The organism is Novipirellula sp. (genome assembly GCF_041583735.1).
Taxonomy (GTDB): Bacteria; Planctomycetota; Planctomycetia; order Pirellulales; family Pirellulaceae; genus Novipirellula.
In genome coordinates this window covers 1-16301 of sequence record NZ_JBFHFD010000130.1, presented here as the reverse complement: position 1 = coordinate 16301, position 16301 = coordinate 1, and the positions used below count along the sequence as shown (strand labels likewise).

General features: G+C 55.2%; 12 protein-coding genes. 10 read left to right on the top strand and 2 right to left on the bottom strand.

Translation table 11 applies throughout. The features are described 5' to 3' along the window. Positions 1-102: 102 nt before the first annotated feature. Positions 103-1740: a glucose-6-phosphate isomerase gene (pgi, locus tag ABX962_RS12195; RefSeq protein ID WP_372719730.1), complete on the bottom strand. Its 1638-nt coding sequence runs from the start codon at positions 1738-1740 to the stop codon at positions 103-105. A gap of 185 nt (positions 1741-1925) precedes the next feature. After that, positions 1926-2723 carry a tetratricopeptide repeat protein gene (locus ABX962_RS12190; RefSeq protein WP_372719728.1) on the bottom strand — a complete coding sequence of 266 codons (798 nt, stop codon included), beginning with the start codon at positions 2721-2723 and terminating at the stop codon, positions 1926-1928. A gap of 283 nt (positions 2724-3006) precedes the next feature. Here ABX962_RS12190 and ABX962_RS12185 point away from each other — a divergent pair, with 283 nt between their 5' ends. From ABX962_RS12185 to ABX962_RS12140, 10 genes are all read left to right on the top strand, one after another. After that, positions 3007-3600 (top strand): redoxin family protein, encoded by a 594-nt coding sequence (locus tag ABX962_RS12185; RefSeq protein ID WP_372719726.1) that lies wholly within the window; start codon positions 3007-3009, stop codon positions 3598-3600. Positions 3601-4101: 501 nt separating this feature from the next. Further along, positions 4102-5217: a hypothetical protein gene (locus tag ABX962_RS12180; protein WP_372719725.1), complete on the top strand. Its 1116-nt coding sequence runs from the start codon at positions 4102-4104 to the stop codon at positions 5215-5217. A 253-nt stretch (positions 5218-5470) separates the two neighbouring features. Further along, positions 5471-5935: a hypothetical protein gene (locus tag ABX962_RS12175; protein WP_372719723.1), complete on the top strand. Its 465-nt coding sequence runs from the start codon at positions 5471-5473 to the stop codon at positions 5933-5935. Positions 5936-6189: 254 nt separating this feature from the next. Continuing rightward, complete coding sequence (locus ABX962_RS12170) at positions 6190-7287, top strand: DUF1559 domain-containing protein (protein ID WP_372719721.1); 1098 nt, start codon at positions 6190-6192, stop codon at positions 7285-7287. A 229-nt stretch (positions 7288-7516) separates the two neighbouring features. Then, positions 7517-9424, top strand: a complete 1908-nt coding sequence (locus tag ABX962_RS12165) for a LamG-like jellyroll fold domain-containing protein (protein ID WP_372719719.1) — start codon at positions 7517-7519, stop codon at positions 9422-9424. Between the two features lie 493 nt (positions 9425-9917). Then, on the top strand, positions 9918-10475 hold the full coding sequence (gene msrA, locus ABX962_RS12160) for a peptide-methionine (S)-S-oxide reductase MsrA (protein WP_372719717.1): 558 nt from the start codon (positions 9918-9920) through the stop codon (positions 10473-10475). A gap of 37 nt (positions 10476-10512) precedes the next feature. After that, positions 10513-12087 (top strand): YdiU family protein, encoded by a 1575-nt coding sequence (locus ABX962_RS12155; RefSeq protein ID WP_372719715.1) that lies wholly within the window; start codon positions 10513-10515, stop codon positions 12085-12087. Between the two features lie 627 nt (positions 12088-12714). After that, positions 12715-13638 (top strand): dihydrodipicolinate synthase family protein, encoded by a 924-nt coding sequence (locus tag ABX962_RS12150; protein ID WP_372719732.1) that lies wholly within the window; start codon positions 12715-12717, stop codon positions 13636-13638. Continuing rightward, entirely contained in the window at positions 13635-15251 is a 1617-nt protein-coding gene (locus ABX962_RS12145; RefSeq protein ID WP_372719713.1) for a sodium:solute symporter, read from the top strand. The genes ABX962_RS12150 and ABX962_RS12145 overlap by 4 nt, the downstream gene beginning before the upstream one ends. 78 nt (positions 15252-15329) lie before the next feature. Then, the coding region (locus tag ABX962_RS12140; protein ID WP_372719711.1) for a sulfatase-like hydrolase/transferase at positions 15330-16301 on the top strand (972 nt) is incomplete at its 3' end.

Genomic DNA, 16301 nt, shown 5'->3' with positions numbered 1-16301 from the left:
TGCTCTGCCGTGCTCCGCGTGCTCATCAAATGCAAATCCGAGATGAACACCGCTTGCTTGGGCATCTGATCGCGAGGCCAAGTGTGGATCATGTTCGCTGCCTTATTTCCATTGACGATAACGCTGGATCAATCCGTTGGTGGAACTGTCGTGCGCCAGCGACGCGTCACTGGATTGCAATTCCGGCATGATCTTTTTAGCAAGCATTTTGCCGAGTTCCACGCCCCATTGGTCAAACGAATCGATATCCCAAATCACGCCTTGCGTGAACGTGCTGTGCTCGTACAACGCGATCAATTTGCCGAGTACGCTCGGCGTCAACTGCTCGATAAAGATCGTGTTCGAGGGCCGGTTGCCTTCAAAAACGCGGTGCGGCACGAGCTGGTCCGCCGTCCCTTCGCTCTTCACTTCCTCGGCGGTTTTCCCCATCGCCAACGCTTCGCCTTGGGCAATCACATTGGCCATCAAAATGTCTTGATGATCGCCCAGTGGATTCAGCGACTTGCAGAACGCGATAAAGTCACACGGAATGAGGTGCGTGCCTTGGTGAATCAATTGGTAAAACGAATGCTGACCATTCGTACCCGGTTCACCCCAGAAAATCGGACTGGTGTCATAATCGACGCGGTCACCCGAGAGTGTCGTGGATTTGCCGTTACTCTCCATCGTCAATTGCTGCAAGTACGCTGGGAATCGCTTCAGGTATTGATCGTACGGCAGCACCGCAACCGTCTTCGCATCAAAAAAGTTGGCGTACCAAACGTTTAACAACCCCATCAGTGCGGGCAAGTTTTGATCCAGCGGTGCGGTGCGAAAGTGAACATCCATTTCATGAAATCCGTCGAGCATTTCACGAAAGTTTTTTGGACCAATCGCCAGCATCGTCGACAATCCGATCGCCGAATCCATCGAGTAGCGACCGCCCACCCAGTCCCAGAATCCGAACATGTTCGCGGTGTCGATTCCGAATTTGCCGACTTCATCGGCATTGGTCGAAACCGCTACAAAATGTTTCGCCACCGCCGACTCGTCGCCTCCCAATCCAGAGAGCAACCACGTGCGTGCAGAGCGCGCGTTGGTCATCGTTTCCTGAGTCGTGAACGTCTTGGACGCCACGATGAACAGCGTTTCGGCGGGATCGAGATCCTGAGTCGCTTCGGCGAAATCGGTTCCATCGACGTTGGAAACGAAGCGGAAATTGAGTTCACGATTGCTGTAGTGTCGCAGTGCCTCGTAGGCCATCACCGGGCCAAGATCCGAACCGCCGATCCCGACATTGACGATATTGCGAATTTTCGAACCGGTGTGGCCTTTCCACTCGCCGCTGGTAACGCGGTCGCAGAATGCCGCCATTTTATCGAGTACCGCATGCACCTCGGGCACCACGTTCTCGCCTTCGAATTCGATTTTGGCGTCACGCGGAGCACGAAGGGCCGTATGCAGCACCGCCCGATCTTCGGTGGTGTTGATCTTTTCGCCGCTGAACATCGCATCGATGCGATCTTTCAAGTTTGCCGATTCGGCCAAAGCGACCAGCAATTTGACGGTTTCCGACGTGATCCGGTTTTTCGAATAATCGAGGAACAGCCCCAGCGCTTCGAGGCTCAGGGTTTGGGCACGCTGTGGATCTTCGGCAAACCACTCGCGGAGATGTTTGTCCTTAATTGCCGCGTGATGTGATTGCAGAGCTTGGTAGGCGTCGCGAGAAGTCAGACCGACGGTGGCTGTGCTGGTACTCATCCCAAAAAATCCTTCGATGAATCATGTTCGTTAAGTGGTCCCCCCATTCTCTACGAAGATTCAGAGCCAGGGAACCTTGGGTACCCCCAGTTTTTTAATGTCGTTGATCGCTCCGCGATCAAAACGAGATAAGGGCCGATAAGTTGGGACGCAAAACGCCAAGATCGCGGAGCGATCAGCGACAATTAGCCAAACAAGCCTTTACGGGGCAGGATCGACTCGGACCGGCCGAGCGCCTTTTCGGATTTCTTGACCTGCTTGCGGATCGCTTTGTCGGTCGCCGCCTCGGGCACATTGGCGAACACGTCGGCGTATTCTCGCAGCGCCGCGTCGTGATCTCCCGCGCCGGCATACGACTGGGCCAACATCAAAAACAATGCCGGCTCGTAATTCTCCGACGGATGCCGCAGCGACTCCATTTGCTGAGCCGCAAGCTTGGGCTGCCCACTCTCGAGCAAGTTGATTGCTGCAATACGAACGCACGGCGGGTATTCAGGATCGAGTTCGATCGCGCGCTGAAAACAACTCTCCGCTTCCAGCTTTCGTCCCTGATTCTCATACCAGCTTCCGATGCCAAGCTGGACATCAATATCGTCTTGATGCGATTGCAGCGTCGCCGACGCCAAATCCATCGCCTCCTCGGGACGATTGAACACCGTCAAGGTCCCCAGCAGCTCGATTGCGCGCTGAGGCTCATTGGGCGCCTCGGCTAACTTTGCCATCCCCGTGTCGATCGCCTCTTCGCGAAGTTGGTTCCACTGGTGCAACGGCATCACACGATGACGACGACAGTTCGAACAATCACCGAGAATCTGCTTTTTGCCCATCGGGATCAGCGGGATGAACAAGACCACGAAATAGTAACCGGTTTCGTAATCAGTCATCTGGCAATGGGCGCCACACGAATCACATCGATCATGGTAGATCCGCGGATTTTTTTTGCCGTAATATTGCGTTCCAATACCATTGATCGTGGTGGGCATAGAGGGCTTTCAGTTCAGGCCTAGTGAGGAGACAAGAAGAGTGGGAGAGTGAGTTTTCGTTAATTTAGCGGGTTGGTAGCACCGCCGCAAATTTTGATGGCCTGTTTTTTTTTGCTGCGACGATCATCACTGCGATCTGTGATTGTTGGGCTGGGTGGCGGAGCGTGAGCGCGGGTGATCATTGGGGTAGAAGAATCGATACGGTTCACCCTTGGCTTCGCATCGCTGGGCTCCGCGCAGGATCCCGCCTCTTTCTCTACTCGCTTTCAAAAGGTTTCTCTTGATGAAGATCGTTCCCACGCTTGCCATTTGTGCATTGGCTCTTTCCACTCTGTTTACCGCGACCGCTTCGGCACAATCCCACAGCTTGAATCCAGTGGCTGACGCAAAGAAGACATTGTCGCCTGGCACGGAGGCGAAAGACTTTCAGCTGCGTGCGATTGCAGGTGAGTTGTCGGGCGACGTACAGCTCAGCCAAGTGAACGCGGAAGGCCCCGTTGTCGTGGTCGTGTTGCGAGGTTTTCCAGGCCGTCAATGTCCAGCCTGTTCCGCCCAGGTTGGCGACATTGTGAAAAACGCGGACAAGTTTGCCGCCAAGAACGCACGAGTGCTGTTGATCTACCCCGGTGCGAAATTGCAACTCGGCCAACACGCGAATGATTTTCTGCAAGGCACCAAGTTGCCCAAGCCGCTGACGTTTATGCTCGACCATGACTTTCAGTTCACCAACGCTTACGGATTGCGCTGGAACGCAACCAATGAAACCGCCTACCCGACCACCCTTGTGGTCGACAAATCAGGCAAGATTACCTACGTCAAGATCAGCGAAACTCACGGCGGCCGCGCCATGAGCAACGAGATCCTCGCGGCGCTGTAATCCCCTTGCAACACGCTTCGCCTATGATCTCAGGCGGCCTGCCCCGTCTTAGGCGGCCTGCCCCGAACACGCTCCGGCGAAGCGTTAACGAGAGCCACGTTCATGTGAATTTGCACGAACGTGGAGCGGCCGTTTGGCTCGCCAGCGTCGAACAAAGTGGACTCGAGAGAGCCGCGACCGCGACACCTCTTTCCGCTCGAGTTTGCCGCGGCGGAGCAGACCACTGGAAGCGACCGAAAAAACGCTCGACTGAGCAGCTCGTGCCACGGGGCTGAAGTCGACGCCACGTCCCAGCCGATATCCCTTTCATCCGCGTCCGCTCGCGCGAGCGGACGATACGCTCATCAATTCAAAGCGACAAGGTGCATGGGATTCGACGGGGGCGGGCTGGTGGCGTAGACTGTCGTCCAGCAATGTGAGGACGCTCGTTCGCCCAAATCGCGGCACTTACGCCCAACGCGTTGCTTGAACGTCTCTTCTTTTCGCGTGCGGGATGGTGTCGTGACGGACTCGGTAAGTCAAAATGAAAACGACCAAAGCTTTGAACACGGGCAAACCTTTAAACAACGCGTGACAAAGTTTTGGCAGTGGTATCCCACCGTTGCTGAGCGATTCTTTCAGACCATCGAAGCGGGAAAATGCGGTGACCTGGTCGACGAGGTCGCCGAGTTTTGTGAATCGACCATCCCGGGGCTCAGCTGGGTGTTTGGTCCCGGTGAAAATGGCGGCCACTCGTTTACCCTCTCCGGCGAAGGCCAAATTGCCAAACAACTGCTGGCGGAATACTGGCTGCAACGCGCACCCGAAATCCCCAAATGGAACTTTCATGCCTCGCGCCAAGCCACTCCCGCCGAATTCGTCAAAGGCTTCGCGATCTCGGTCGACGAAGGCAATCGGGTCGACGTAGACGGTTTTCAAGTTCGCACGCATGTCGACGACGAACGGCAAAAGATCGATATCGTCGCCTGGCACCCCACGCTCCAATCCGTGCCTAAATCAAAACACTTCACCATCCTGTTTCTGTTGGTCGATGAAGTGCTTGGTGAATTTGGCACCCAGATGTGGTTGGGCCAGATCAAAATCGAACCATTCACCCCGGACAGCTACACGCGGTCGCTGTCGGAGCTGCCCGAATTCATTTCACAAGTCAACACGTATCACCAGTGGGAAAAACTGCCGCCACTTGAGACCTACACCGTTTATCAGTTGCGAGAGAACAAGCCGTCACCGCGAGGCGATACGGTGATCGGATCAAGTCTGATTCCCCAGCTGGTATTTGACTGTATCGATAACGAGGGAAAACTTGATGAAGATCCATTGCAGAATACCGGCGCGGAACTGGTCTACGTTGCCATCGATGGCTCGGTTTTTCCCGAGGGCCAACAATCCGATGTTCGCGCTAACATCGAAGACATCTTGAGCGATTCGCTTCGCAAAGAACTCAGCGGCCAAACACTTGGCGGGGCGTTTGGATTGAACGAAAGCTACATCGACCTACTGCTGCTTGATGGCGAGGAGAGTCGCCGGATCGTCAGCGAGACACTAGCGTTGTTGCAACTAAAAAACCGCGTCCGCATCGAATCGCATGTCAATGATACGACCCACCGCGGCGATTGAGCACGAAGAGGGTTCGTGGCAACATACAGGCACGTGGGTTCCGTGACAACAAATTCGTCACCGTCTTTGCGTTCGCTGCGTCGGGGTCGCTTGATGCAACTGTGCCCCACTCGACGTCGCTGGTAACGCAATTCACGTCAACTCTTTACCGAATCTCAACGCGCTCTCCGCACAGTGTTCATACCGCCAATGTAGAACATGGCCGTCATCCGGCACTCGACCCAACATGTCTACAACGCGAAGCACTCGAGCAATGAGATCAATCCTCCTTTGGCGAATCAGTTTGGTTATCCTGTTCTGCGGATGGCTGAGCGGATGCAATTCCGAACCCGCACTGCATCCGATCAGCGGGCATATCACGTTGGGCGGAAAACCCTACGAACGGCTGATCGTTTACTTTCGCCCAATCGACGACGCAGTGACGAAATTCAACCTCGGGGTTGGTGAAACCGATGCCAAGGGCGACCTCTCGCTGCGATCGACCGCAGGCCCCGGTTTAGCGGCGGGAAAATACAAAGTCAGCTTCACGTGCATCGTCAATCGCGGCGGCAAAGTGGTCGGATCGACCGATGAAAAACAAGATGACGACCGAAGCTTGGTCACCGAAGAGTTGGTCCCGCCCGCCTACGCCGAAGGGGGCCATAGCGAGCTTGAATTCGAAGTCCAAAGCTCGGCTGAAAACCGCTTCGAATTCGATATCCCCGCGAAAACGCCCTAACTATTTGACGTCAATCCACCGCGATGGACGAATGCTAGTGAGCGATGAGCCGTAGGGCATCGGGTCTCTACGCGTCCCCGGGCTCTGACGCGTCGCGGCTCACTAAATCAACAAGCCGCCCGCGAGTTTCGCTGCGAGAAACCCTTTACCGAACGAAACTCTTGACGAGTTCCGCTACGGGGGATGCGTGGGAGACTCGAGACCACTTTTTGCCAAACCATTTACCCCTCTTTCATTCACATTTGGAAAACCTCATGATGAAACGTCCTTTGACTGAACGCCGGCAAGGATTTACGCTTGTCGAACTATTAGTGGTCATTGCGATCATTGGCGTCCTTGTCGGACTGCTGCTGCCTGCAGTGCAGGCAGCTCGTGAAGCCGCACGGCGGATGCAGTGCAGCAACAAACTGAAACAATTGGGATTGGCAACGCACAACTTTGCCAGCACGTATCAAGATCAATTGCCAATGTTGGGTGAGGCGCAAGAGGGCGGGCACTGGAGTGCGTTTGTGATGCCGTTTTGCGAACAATCCAACTTGTACGAAGCGTTGACGTTTGGCTCGACCGACTGGGCAGCCGGCGCCGCACTGGAGGATGCTTCGCTCGACTCCTCGAATCCTCGTGATCGCCAAGTGGCCGCCTGTGAAACGCCGATCAGCGTGATGCGATGCCCTTCGTCGATCGCCCCCGAAGCTGTTTTTGACGCCTCGGTCTATTCGCCGCCGTGGTTTGTTGCTGCTCGTGCGCCGGCAAACTACTTGGCCGTCGTGACGGGGATCCAGCCCAACGACTGGAAACCCGCATTGGGCTGGGGCCGCAGCAATCTGCCGACTTGGGGCGATGGTCAAACGACAAAACATCACTCGGAACTGGACGGCATGATTCAAACCCGGCCGCTGGACAAATCCCGCATCGCTCAAGGCGGCCCCGGCGGCGGAACCAAGCTGCGTGACGTCATCGATGGACTCTCCAACACGCTGATGCTGGGCGAGGCCGAACCGGACCCTGAGTTGGCTTCGATCGCGTCGACCGCCGAAAACGCGAACTCGGGACGCAAGGACCACTGGGCAATCGGCGGCGACGACTTTGATAACTGGGAAGGAACCGATTGGTCCGAAATGGGCGGTTCCACCGCAGTCCAGATCAACTACCCCAAACCGATTGATATCCCCACCGCCGATGATTCACCTGAATGGGGCGCGTATGAGGTTAGTTTCAGCAGCCAGCATCCTGGCGGAGCTCAATTCTGTTACGGCGACGGTTCGGTCCGTTTTCTAACCGAATCGATCGACCAAATTTTGTTTTCCGCTCTGGGCACCCGTGACGGCGGCGAGGTGGTCTCGGAACCGTAGCCCGCCGCGGGTGCGGCCAAGACAAGCTCAAAAGCCTGTGTTGAAGTTGCGTTACTTGTATTGAGGGGCAACGCCCCGGAAGATGACCTAGCCCATCCCAACGGGCTGGGACCAAGAATACCAATCAATTGTAGTGCCAACGGCCCGGTCGTTTGTTCGGATCCATTGATGACGCCATAGCAAATGGCGCGGCCTTTACCTCCATTGCCCTCAAAAAAATCTCCCCCCCATGCACATTGTTTTTCGATTGCCACCTTGGCTTGCTTTTACCGTGACACTCGTTTGCAGCGTCTCTGGCACATTGGCCCACGGCCATAACGGCCCCGATCCGCGTGCCCACTGGGTCTTTGGAAAACCGTTTTTAGAAAACGGAGTTCTGAAAAGCCAACTGGGACCGCAATTACGAGCGACGGGGAACCCCAGCTTGGATGATGCCGACGGGCTCAACGCAATCCGACTTGATGGGCAACAATCCTATTTCACCGCCGAAGAAGCTTGGCCCGAATTGAAAGCCAAACTTCCGGCGAAAACGGTCACCGTCGCGGCTTGGGTCTCGCTGGACTCGCTGACGCAATACGGTGGAATCGTCTCGGCAATCCAAGACAACGGTGGCGAGGAAGCAGGCTGGGTACTCGGCTACAACGAACAAACATTTACGTTCGCGATCGCTAGCAAAGGTGCCGACGATGGCGACGGATTGATGACCTACTTGCAGGGAACGACGAAAATTGCCTCGGGTAAATGGTACCACGTCGCAGGCGTCTACGACGGAGTGACGACGCAGTTGTGGGTGAACGGCGAATTGGAAGCGGAAACCGACGTCCAGCACGGCGACATTTTGTATCCCCAAGACGCAACCCTTGCGGTGGGCGCCTATCTGGACCGTGACGAAAAGTTTCCGTTGGAGGGACGGATCGCTAAAATAGCGGTCTATGACCTTGCCGCACGCGGGGCTTGGATCGAACATGACTTTGAACACCAAAAAGAATGGGCAGAACTTCCCGCGACGGCCAAGAAACGACAACCGCTTGCGTTCCTGGTAGCCCCCTATTTGCAATTTGCAACCCACGACAGCATCCGTGTGATGTGCGAATGCAACGAAACGAGCGAGGTCAGCGTCCGTTATGGCCAAAGCGACGCGTTTGAGCATACCGTCAAAGCAACCTCGACCGACGGGATGCTGCAAACCGCTGTCCTCGAGAACCTCGAATCCGAAATGGGGTATTATTACCAAGTCACGGCAGTCGACTCAGAAACGCAACAGACCATCCAAAGTGAAGTCCTGTCGTTTCAAACCGCCTCGTTGCCCGAGACACCCTATGCGTTCGCCGTGATCTCGGACACACAAGGCAATCCAGAGGTAAGCGGCAAGATTGGCGAATTGGCTTGGGGACTGCGTCCTAACTTTCTGGTGATCCCCGGCGACCTTGTCTCGACCGGCACCGTCAAGAACCAATGGACCTACCAGTTTTTTTCTAGCTTGAATCCGCTGATCTCACGGGTTCCGTTTTACCCAGTTTTGGGGAACCACGAACGGAATGCGGATCATTACTATCGGTACATGGATCTGCCACCGCCTGAATATTACTACACGTATCGCTACGGGAACGCCGCGTTCTTTATGCTTGATTCCAACAAGGAAATGGGGCCGGAAAGCGAGCAGTACCAGTGGCTCGAGAAACAACTGAGCAAACTGGAGCAGGAAAAAGCATCAGGAGAAAGCGGGGTGGTATGGACGTTTGTCAGTTTCCACCATCCCGCCTACTCGTCGGATGAAAACGACTATGGCGATCTATGGAAGGGCAAAAGCACCTGGGGCGACCAACGGATTCGCCCGATGACGGAACTGTTTGACCGCTACGGCGTCGACATCGTTTGGAATGGACATATCCATTCGTACGAGCGGACTTGGAAAATACGCGATCAGCGTCCTCGCGACGATTCGGGCACCATCTATATGATTACCGGTGGGGGTGGCGGGCACTTGGAACAAGCAGGGCCGATTCGGCCTCCATTTCAAAACACGGTGCGACGCGGACACCACTTTGTCTTCGTTGCCGTTAATGGATCAGAACTACAGCTAAAATCGTACGACCTCGAGGGGCAGTTGTTCGACACGGTCACGCTGCGAAAATAGGGCGTACCAAGCCACCGGAAAAGTGACACGTCCCGCGCACTGCCCTCGGAGGTGCATTCGCCTCGGGGGGGGCGGGACGAAACGGTCCACAGCTTGCTAATTTAAGCAAAATGCAGATCGCACCGGTAAGCCGTGGGCCGCAAGGCACCGGGTAACGCGTGGGACCCGGCCGCTGACGCGCGAGCGGCTCATTAAATCAACAAGCCGCCCGCGAGTTCCGCTACGTTTGGACTTGAACGCAACGGCCATGCGATATTGCTCGACTCGTTGACATTTCGCGATCTTAACCGCACGCTAATGGTCCGCCGTAACTTGGATGGCGGACAGGCGACCAAAGCGACGCCCGCCTTCCGGCCGAAATAGAAATGGCCAGGACTCTTGGGGTTGCTCTTCGCGTAAAATCTTCAAGGCGACTCGTGAGCTTGTCCGGACGTGGGAATCGATACAGGACTCGTCACCTCGTCCACTACACAGAAAAACAGAGGGCAATCCGATGACAGATACCGATAAACCTTCGCTTCGACTCGCGACCTTTGGCAATGGCTGCTTCTGGTGCACCGAAGCGGTCTTCCAGCGACTCGCGGGCGTCGACCAGGTGATGTCAGGCTACTCCGGTGGTGATGTCGACAACCCCACTTACAAACAAGTCTGCACCGGCACGACCGGACACGCCGAAGTCATTCAAATCAAGTTTGACCCCAGCGTGATTAGCTTTGATGAACTGTTGGAAGTGTTTTGGAAAACCCATGACCCCACGACACTCAATCGTCAAGGCGCCGATGTCGGCACGCAATATCGCTCGGTCGTGTTCTATCACGATGAAACGCAAAAGCAGCAAGCAGAACACTTCAAGCAAAAACTCGACGAAGCGGGGGTCTTTGCGGCTCCAATCGTAACCGAGATCACGGAATTCACAAAATTCTATCCTGCTGAAGCCGACCACCACAATTATTTCAATCAGCATGGCAGCCAAGGTTACTGCCAAGCTGTGATTCGCCCGAAGGTGGATAAGTTCACTGAGGTGTTCCGCGACAAACTGAAACAAAACTAACCTGCTTTCCCATTCGCCAAAAAGCTCCGCAAATTCCATGCGTCTGAACATCGACGATCGCTTTAACCAGCAACTTCCGGCTGATACGGCGCAAACGCTTTCACGCCGCCAAGTCACCGGTGCCGCGTTTTCATTTGTAACGCCCCGCGTACCCAGCAATCCGCAGGTGCTGCATGTCGCGGCGGACGTTGCTGAGATGCTTGGGTTGGCGTCTGCGGATCTCGCGAGCGACGAATTTCGGAATGTTTTTAGCGGCGGCAAAGTGATCGAAGGTACGCGGCCTTATGCGATGTGTTACGGCGGACACCAATTCGGATCGTGGGCTGGACAACTCGGCGACGGCCGTGCGATCAATTTGGGCGAAGTACAGCATGCCGGAAAACACTGGACACTGCAATTAAAAGGGGCAGGCGAAACCCCCTATTCACGCACCGCGGATGGCTTGGCCGTGCTTCGATCATCCGTCCGCGAACATCTCTGTAGCGAAGCGATGCATCACTTGGGGGTCCCTACCACTCGATCGCTCTGCCTATTGACCACGGGCGACCAAGTGCTGCGAGATGCCATGTACGACGGCAACCCCGAAATGGAGACCGGTGCGGTGGTTTGCCGGGTCGCCCCGAGCTTTATCCGCTTTGGCAATTTCGAAATTTTTGCCTCGCGAAACGACCTTACGTTACTGCGTGAATTGGCGGACTACACCATCCGCCATTTTTACCCTGCAATCGAAACCGGAACCAAGTCGGGCTACGGCGATTTCTTTCACGCCGTCTGTCAACGCACGCTGACGATGATGGTGCATTGGCAACGGGTCGGTTTTGTTCATGGCGTCATGAACACCGACAACATGTCGATCCACGGCGACACAATTGATTATGGCCCCTACGGCTGGCTCGAGGGCTACGATCCCGACTGGACGCCGAACACGACCGATCGCACGCATCGCCGTTACCAATTTGGCAATCAGCCGCAAATTGCACTTTGGAATCTGGTCCAATTAGCCAATGCGCTGTACCCGATCGTCGGCGAGGCGTCACCGCTTGAATCGGCACTACAACAGTATCAACACGACTTCAATCGCGAATTCACCCGCATGCAAGCCAACAAGATCGGGCTTTCCGAGGTAATCGAGGGCGACGAAGATCTGCTGGACCAACTTGATGCAGTTCTGCAGCTGACCGAAACCGATATGACGATATTTTTTCGTCTGCTGGGAAACGTAAAGAAGTCGGTTGACGTTGCCAACGGCAACGAATTCCTCGGCCCGGTACGCGATGCCTTTTACGCTGCCGATCAACTCACCGGCGAAGTGCTGGAGTCATGGCGGGATTGGTTTGTCAACTATTTGAGTCGATTGAACAAGGACTCGGAAACGGATCAAACGCGTCGTGAACAGATGAACCGTGTGAATCCAAAGTACGTATTGCGTAATTACATGGCACAGATGGCGATCGATGCGGCCGATCAGGGTGACGCGACATTGATCCAAGAACTGTACGAGCTACTGCGTGATCCCTACAGCGAACAACCTGAACGTAAAAAGTGGTTCGCCAAACGGCCTGAGTGGGCACGTCACAAGGTCGGCTGCTCGATGTTGTCGTGCAGTTCGTAAGCTGTAATCAAACCGATCCAAGATTGTCGCACGGCTTCGCAAGTCGTTAGCGGCAACGCTTTGAAGCATCTAGAGACGACAAATTACGGTATTTATGTTCCGTAGCTAGGCTCGCCAGAGCGTGGAATTGTTGCCGGCCAATACGAATCACCACCTTCCGGCGAAGGTGGCTACGAAGAAATGCTTCACAGCGTTGCGTTAGAGGGCATTACGTTTGACCGCCAAAGCGAGAGCCCCCCACGTTCCAATCGTGCTCGTGCGTTCACCGAAACGCTTCCAGCTTGGAACGCTGTGCGACCATACGGGCCTCGCGTTGAATCGCCAAGGCGGGCCTGATTCCGTTTTAGCCATTTATGTGGCTCGCCGTCTGCTGGTTTCCGAAGAAAAATGCTCGAACTTGATAATTTGGGCCGACTTCGACCGCTTCAGAGCTTGCACGGAGGCGAGAGCCAGGTAAACTCTATAGACTTGAAGCAAGCACCCAAACACCCTCAAGTGTGGCTCTATCGCGATGCGATGCGTGACGCCACTGGTTTTAGCTATCCCGTTACACGCTGGGAAAGACTAAAATACTTGTCGTTGGCGTCTTCTCGTTCGCTCTATTTCAACTTCTCAGGATTCCAGCAGATGTCGACCATCGCCAAATCATCGAAACTTTCATTGCGGGGGATCGTGCCTCCGTTGGTCACCCCCCTGACCGCTCGCGACACGTTGGACCACGCTGGTTTAGAGCGGTTATTGAGTCACGTAATTGAAGGAGGCGTTTCGGCGGTATTCATTCTGGGCACCACAGGCGAAGCGCCAAGTTTAAGTTACCGTTTGCGTCGCGAGATGATCGCGGAAACGACTCGAATCGTCGAGGGACGTATACCGGTTTTGGTAGGGGTTGCTGACACCGCGTTCGTGGAAACGGTGAATCTGGCGGAGTACGCGGCCGATTGCGGTGCGGATGCAGTCGTGTTAACCACCCCCTATTACTTCCCCGCCGGACAAACCGAGTTGATTTCGTATGTGCAAAACATTGCACCGCTGATCCCGCTTCCGATCATGCTGTACAACATGCCAGGGTTGACCAAGGTGTGGTATGAGATCGAAACGCTAAGAACGCTTTCGAGCATTCCGTCGATTATCGGCGTCAAGGACAGCAGTGGCGATTTGGACTACTTTGGCCAAGTCTGTCAATTGAAACTCGACCGCCCCGATTGGACGGTGCTGTTAGGCCCCGAAGCCCTTTTACAAGAAGCTCATCGACTGGGCGGTGATGGCGGCGTCAACGGCGGGGCGAACGTGATGCCCGAACTGTTTGTGCAGTGTTACAACGCACTGCGTGACGGCGATGAGGCGACCGTGACTGAGCGGCGTGAATTGATCCTGGAATTCCAAAAGATCTACGACATCGGCAAATATGCATCCCGTCACATCAAGGCCACAAAATCGGCATTGTCACTGATTGGAATCTGCAGCGACCTGCCTGCGGATCCATTTCACCCATTCCTTGCCCCTCAGCGTGAGCGTGTAGCCGAGGTATTGCGAGGGGTTGGGGCTCTGTGATTGCTGCTGTTTTCTTTACCGGCGTCGACTGGTTCGTACTGCTAGGCTACTTCGTTGCCATCATGGCATTGGGGCTGTTTTTCTGGCGGCGCAATAACACCGCCGACCAATTCACGGCCGGGGGTCGCACGTTGCCGGGATGGCTATGCGGTCTATCGATCTTTGCCACCTACCTAAGCAGCATCAGTTATCTGGCGTTACCGGGCAAAGCGTTTGTCGACAACTGGAATGCGTTTGCCTTCTCGCTGGCGCTGCCGGTTGCCGCGGCGATCGCGGTTCGCTTTTTCCTACCTTTGTACCGCCGGTCGGGTGAGGTGTCGGCCTACTCGCTGTTGGAAAACCGGTTCGGATTATGGGCACGGCTGTACGCCAGCTGCTTCTACCTGCTGTTTCAGATTGCCCGCATCGGGGTGGTGATGTACTTGATGGCACTTCCGATGGCAGTGCTATTTGGCTGGGACATTCGCATCGTGATCATCGTCACCGGAATCATTGTCACGATTTATTCGTTTGTCGGCGGGATCGTCGCGGTGATTTGGGCCGATGCGATTCAAGCGGTGGTGTTGCTTGCCGGAGCGCTATTGGCACTAGGCATCCTGCTATTCGATATGCCTGGCGGCCCTAGCGAAGTGATTGAGGTCGCTAACAGCCACGACAAATTTTCACTCGGCAGCACCTCGTTGTTCGATGTGTCGCAACCCACGCTGTGGGTCGTGTTGGCGTACGGACTGTTCGATAACCTGAGGAATTTTGGCGTCGATCAGAGTTATGTCCAGCGGTACATCGCAGCCAGCAGCGACCGAGAAGCGGCCAAAAGTGTTTGGTTCGGAGCGTTATTGTACGTGCCCGTCAGTGCCTTGTTTTTGTTTATTGGTTCATCGCTTTTCGCTTACTACGAAAGCCATCCTGAACAAACGCAAGAGGTCCGTGTGATTGTCGCGGAACAGAAGATGATGCAGGCTGGGATCGCGCCGGATGCCCCCGAGTACACGGCACAGTTAAACGAGACCATTGACAGCTTGACGGAAAAAGATCTTGGCGACCGCGTGTTCCCTCATTTCATCGCCGCCAATTTGCCCACCGGCGCTCGCGGGTTATTGATTGCCGCAGTTTTTGCAGCGGCAATGAGCACCGTTTCCACGTCACTGAACTCATCCGCGACGCTGGTGATGAGCGATTTCTACAAGCGACTGTTTCGCCCCGAATCCTCAGACTCTGAACACGTCCACGTGCTCCGCGCATCGACGGTCGCATGGGGAGCGATGGGAACCGTGATGGCACTGGCGTTGGTCCGCTTAACCGAAAGCGTACTAGATATTTGGTGGATGCTCTCGGGTGTTCTTGGGGCCGCGATCATCGGTCTGTTTTTGCTGGGCATCATGGTTCCCAAGATCCGAGGCGCAGCAGCGGTTTTGGTTCTGCTCGATGGCATGCTACTGATCGCTTGGATGGCTGCGTCAAAAACGGATTACTGGCCGTCGCGGTGGAGGGATGTTGCGAGCCCGTTTCATCCGCTGCTTGTGATTGTGATCGGTCCCACCGCGATGATTTTGCTGGGATGGATCATCGCAAAATTACGCAGCGAGAAAGCGAACGAAGCCGCTGTCGATTAGGGTCACCGAGGCGACGACCAAACCGAGTGCGCCAAACCAAACTTCCGATCTCTGCGGACGAAGAGAGAGACAAGCAACATGTGCCCCACCTGGACGAAAACCTTCGCCGCGTTTCTCGCTTTGCTGGCGGGAATGCTGACCACCGGAATCGATTTGCCGCTAATGGCCGGAGATCGGCCCAATATCGTGTTGATTCTGGTGGACGACTTGGGTTGGTCGGACTTGGGTTGTTATGGTCACGCGTGGCATGAAACGCCGAACATCGATCGTTTGGCGAGTGAAGGTATGCGGTTCACGAGTGCCTATTCGCCAGCTCCAATTTGCTCCGCTGCGAGAGCCAGCATCCTGACAGGCAAAGCGGTGCCGCGACTCGGTTTTGAGTTTGTCACCAAGGGAGAACCTGGCCGTCAACGGATCGACGCGGACGTTCCGCTGACGGGGCCGCCGTTGACGCTAAATCTGCCGTTGGCGGAAACGACAATTGCCGAGCGAATGGCAACACTGGATTATCAAACTGCCTTTTTCGGCAAGTGGCATGTCAGCCAGCACCATCGACGTTACTTGGGTTGGCACCCCGAATTTGGTCCACCGCAGCAAGGTTTCGAAGTCGCGGTGGAAGACTTTGGCGACCATCCCTACGCGTGGACGAAAAAGAATCGCGGATTAGAGTCGGCCGCCGGAGTTATCCCTCATGATTCGATGGTGCAGAAGGTATCCGACTTTATTCTTCGCCCCCACGACCGCCCGTACTTTTTGATGGCGTCGTCGTTTTATGTTCACACGCCGGTCAAAAACCGCTGTCGCTGGCTGGTTGAAAAATACGACGCCAAGATCCCACAAGAAATTCCGCAGCGTCCATTGCGACTTGAGTACGCCGCGTTTGTGGAAACGCTGGACCATCACGTCGGCGAGATCCTTACTGCGCTCGACGAATCGGGACAACAAGACAATACGTTGGTGGTATTCGTGTCTGACAACGGCGGTCACCCCGAGTATTGTGGTAACGCTCCGCTGCGAGGATCCAAGTGGAACCTTTACGAAGGCGGCATT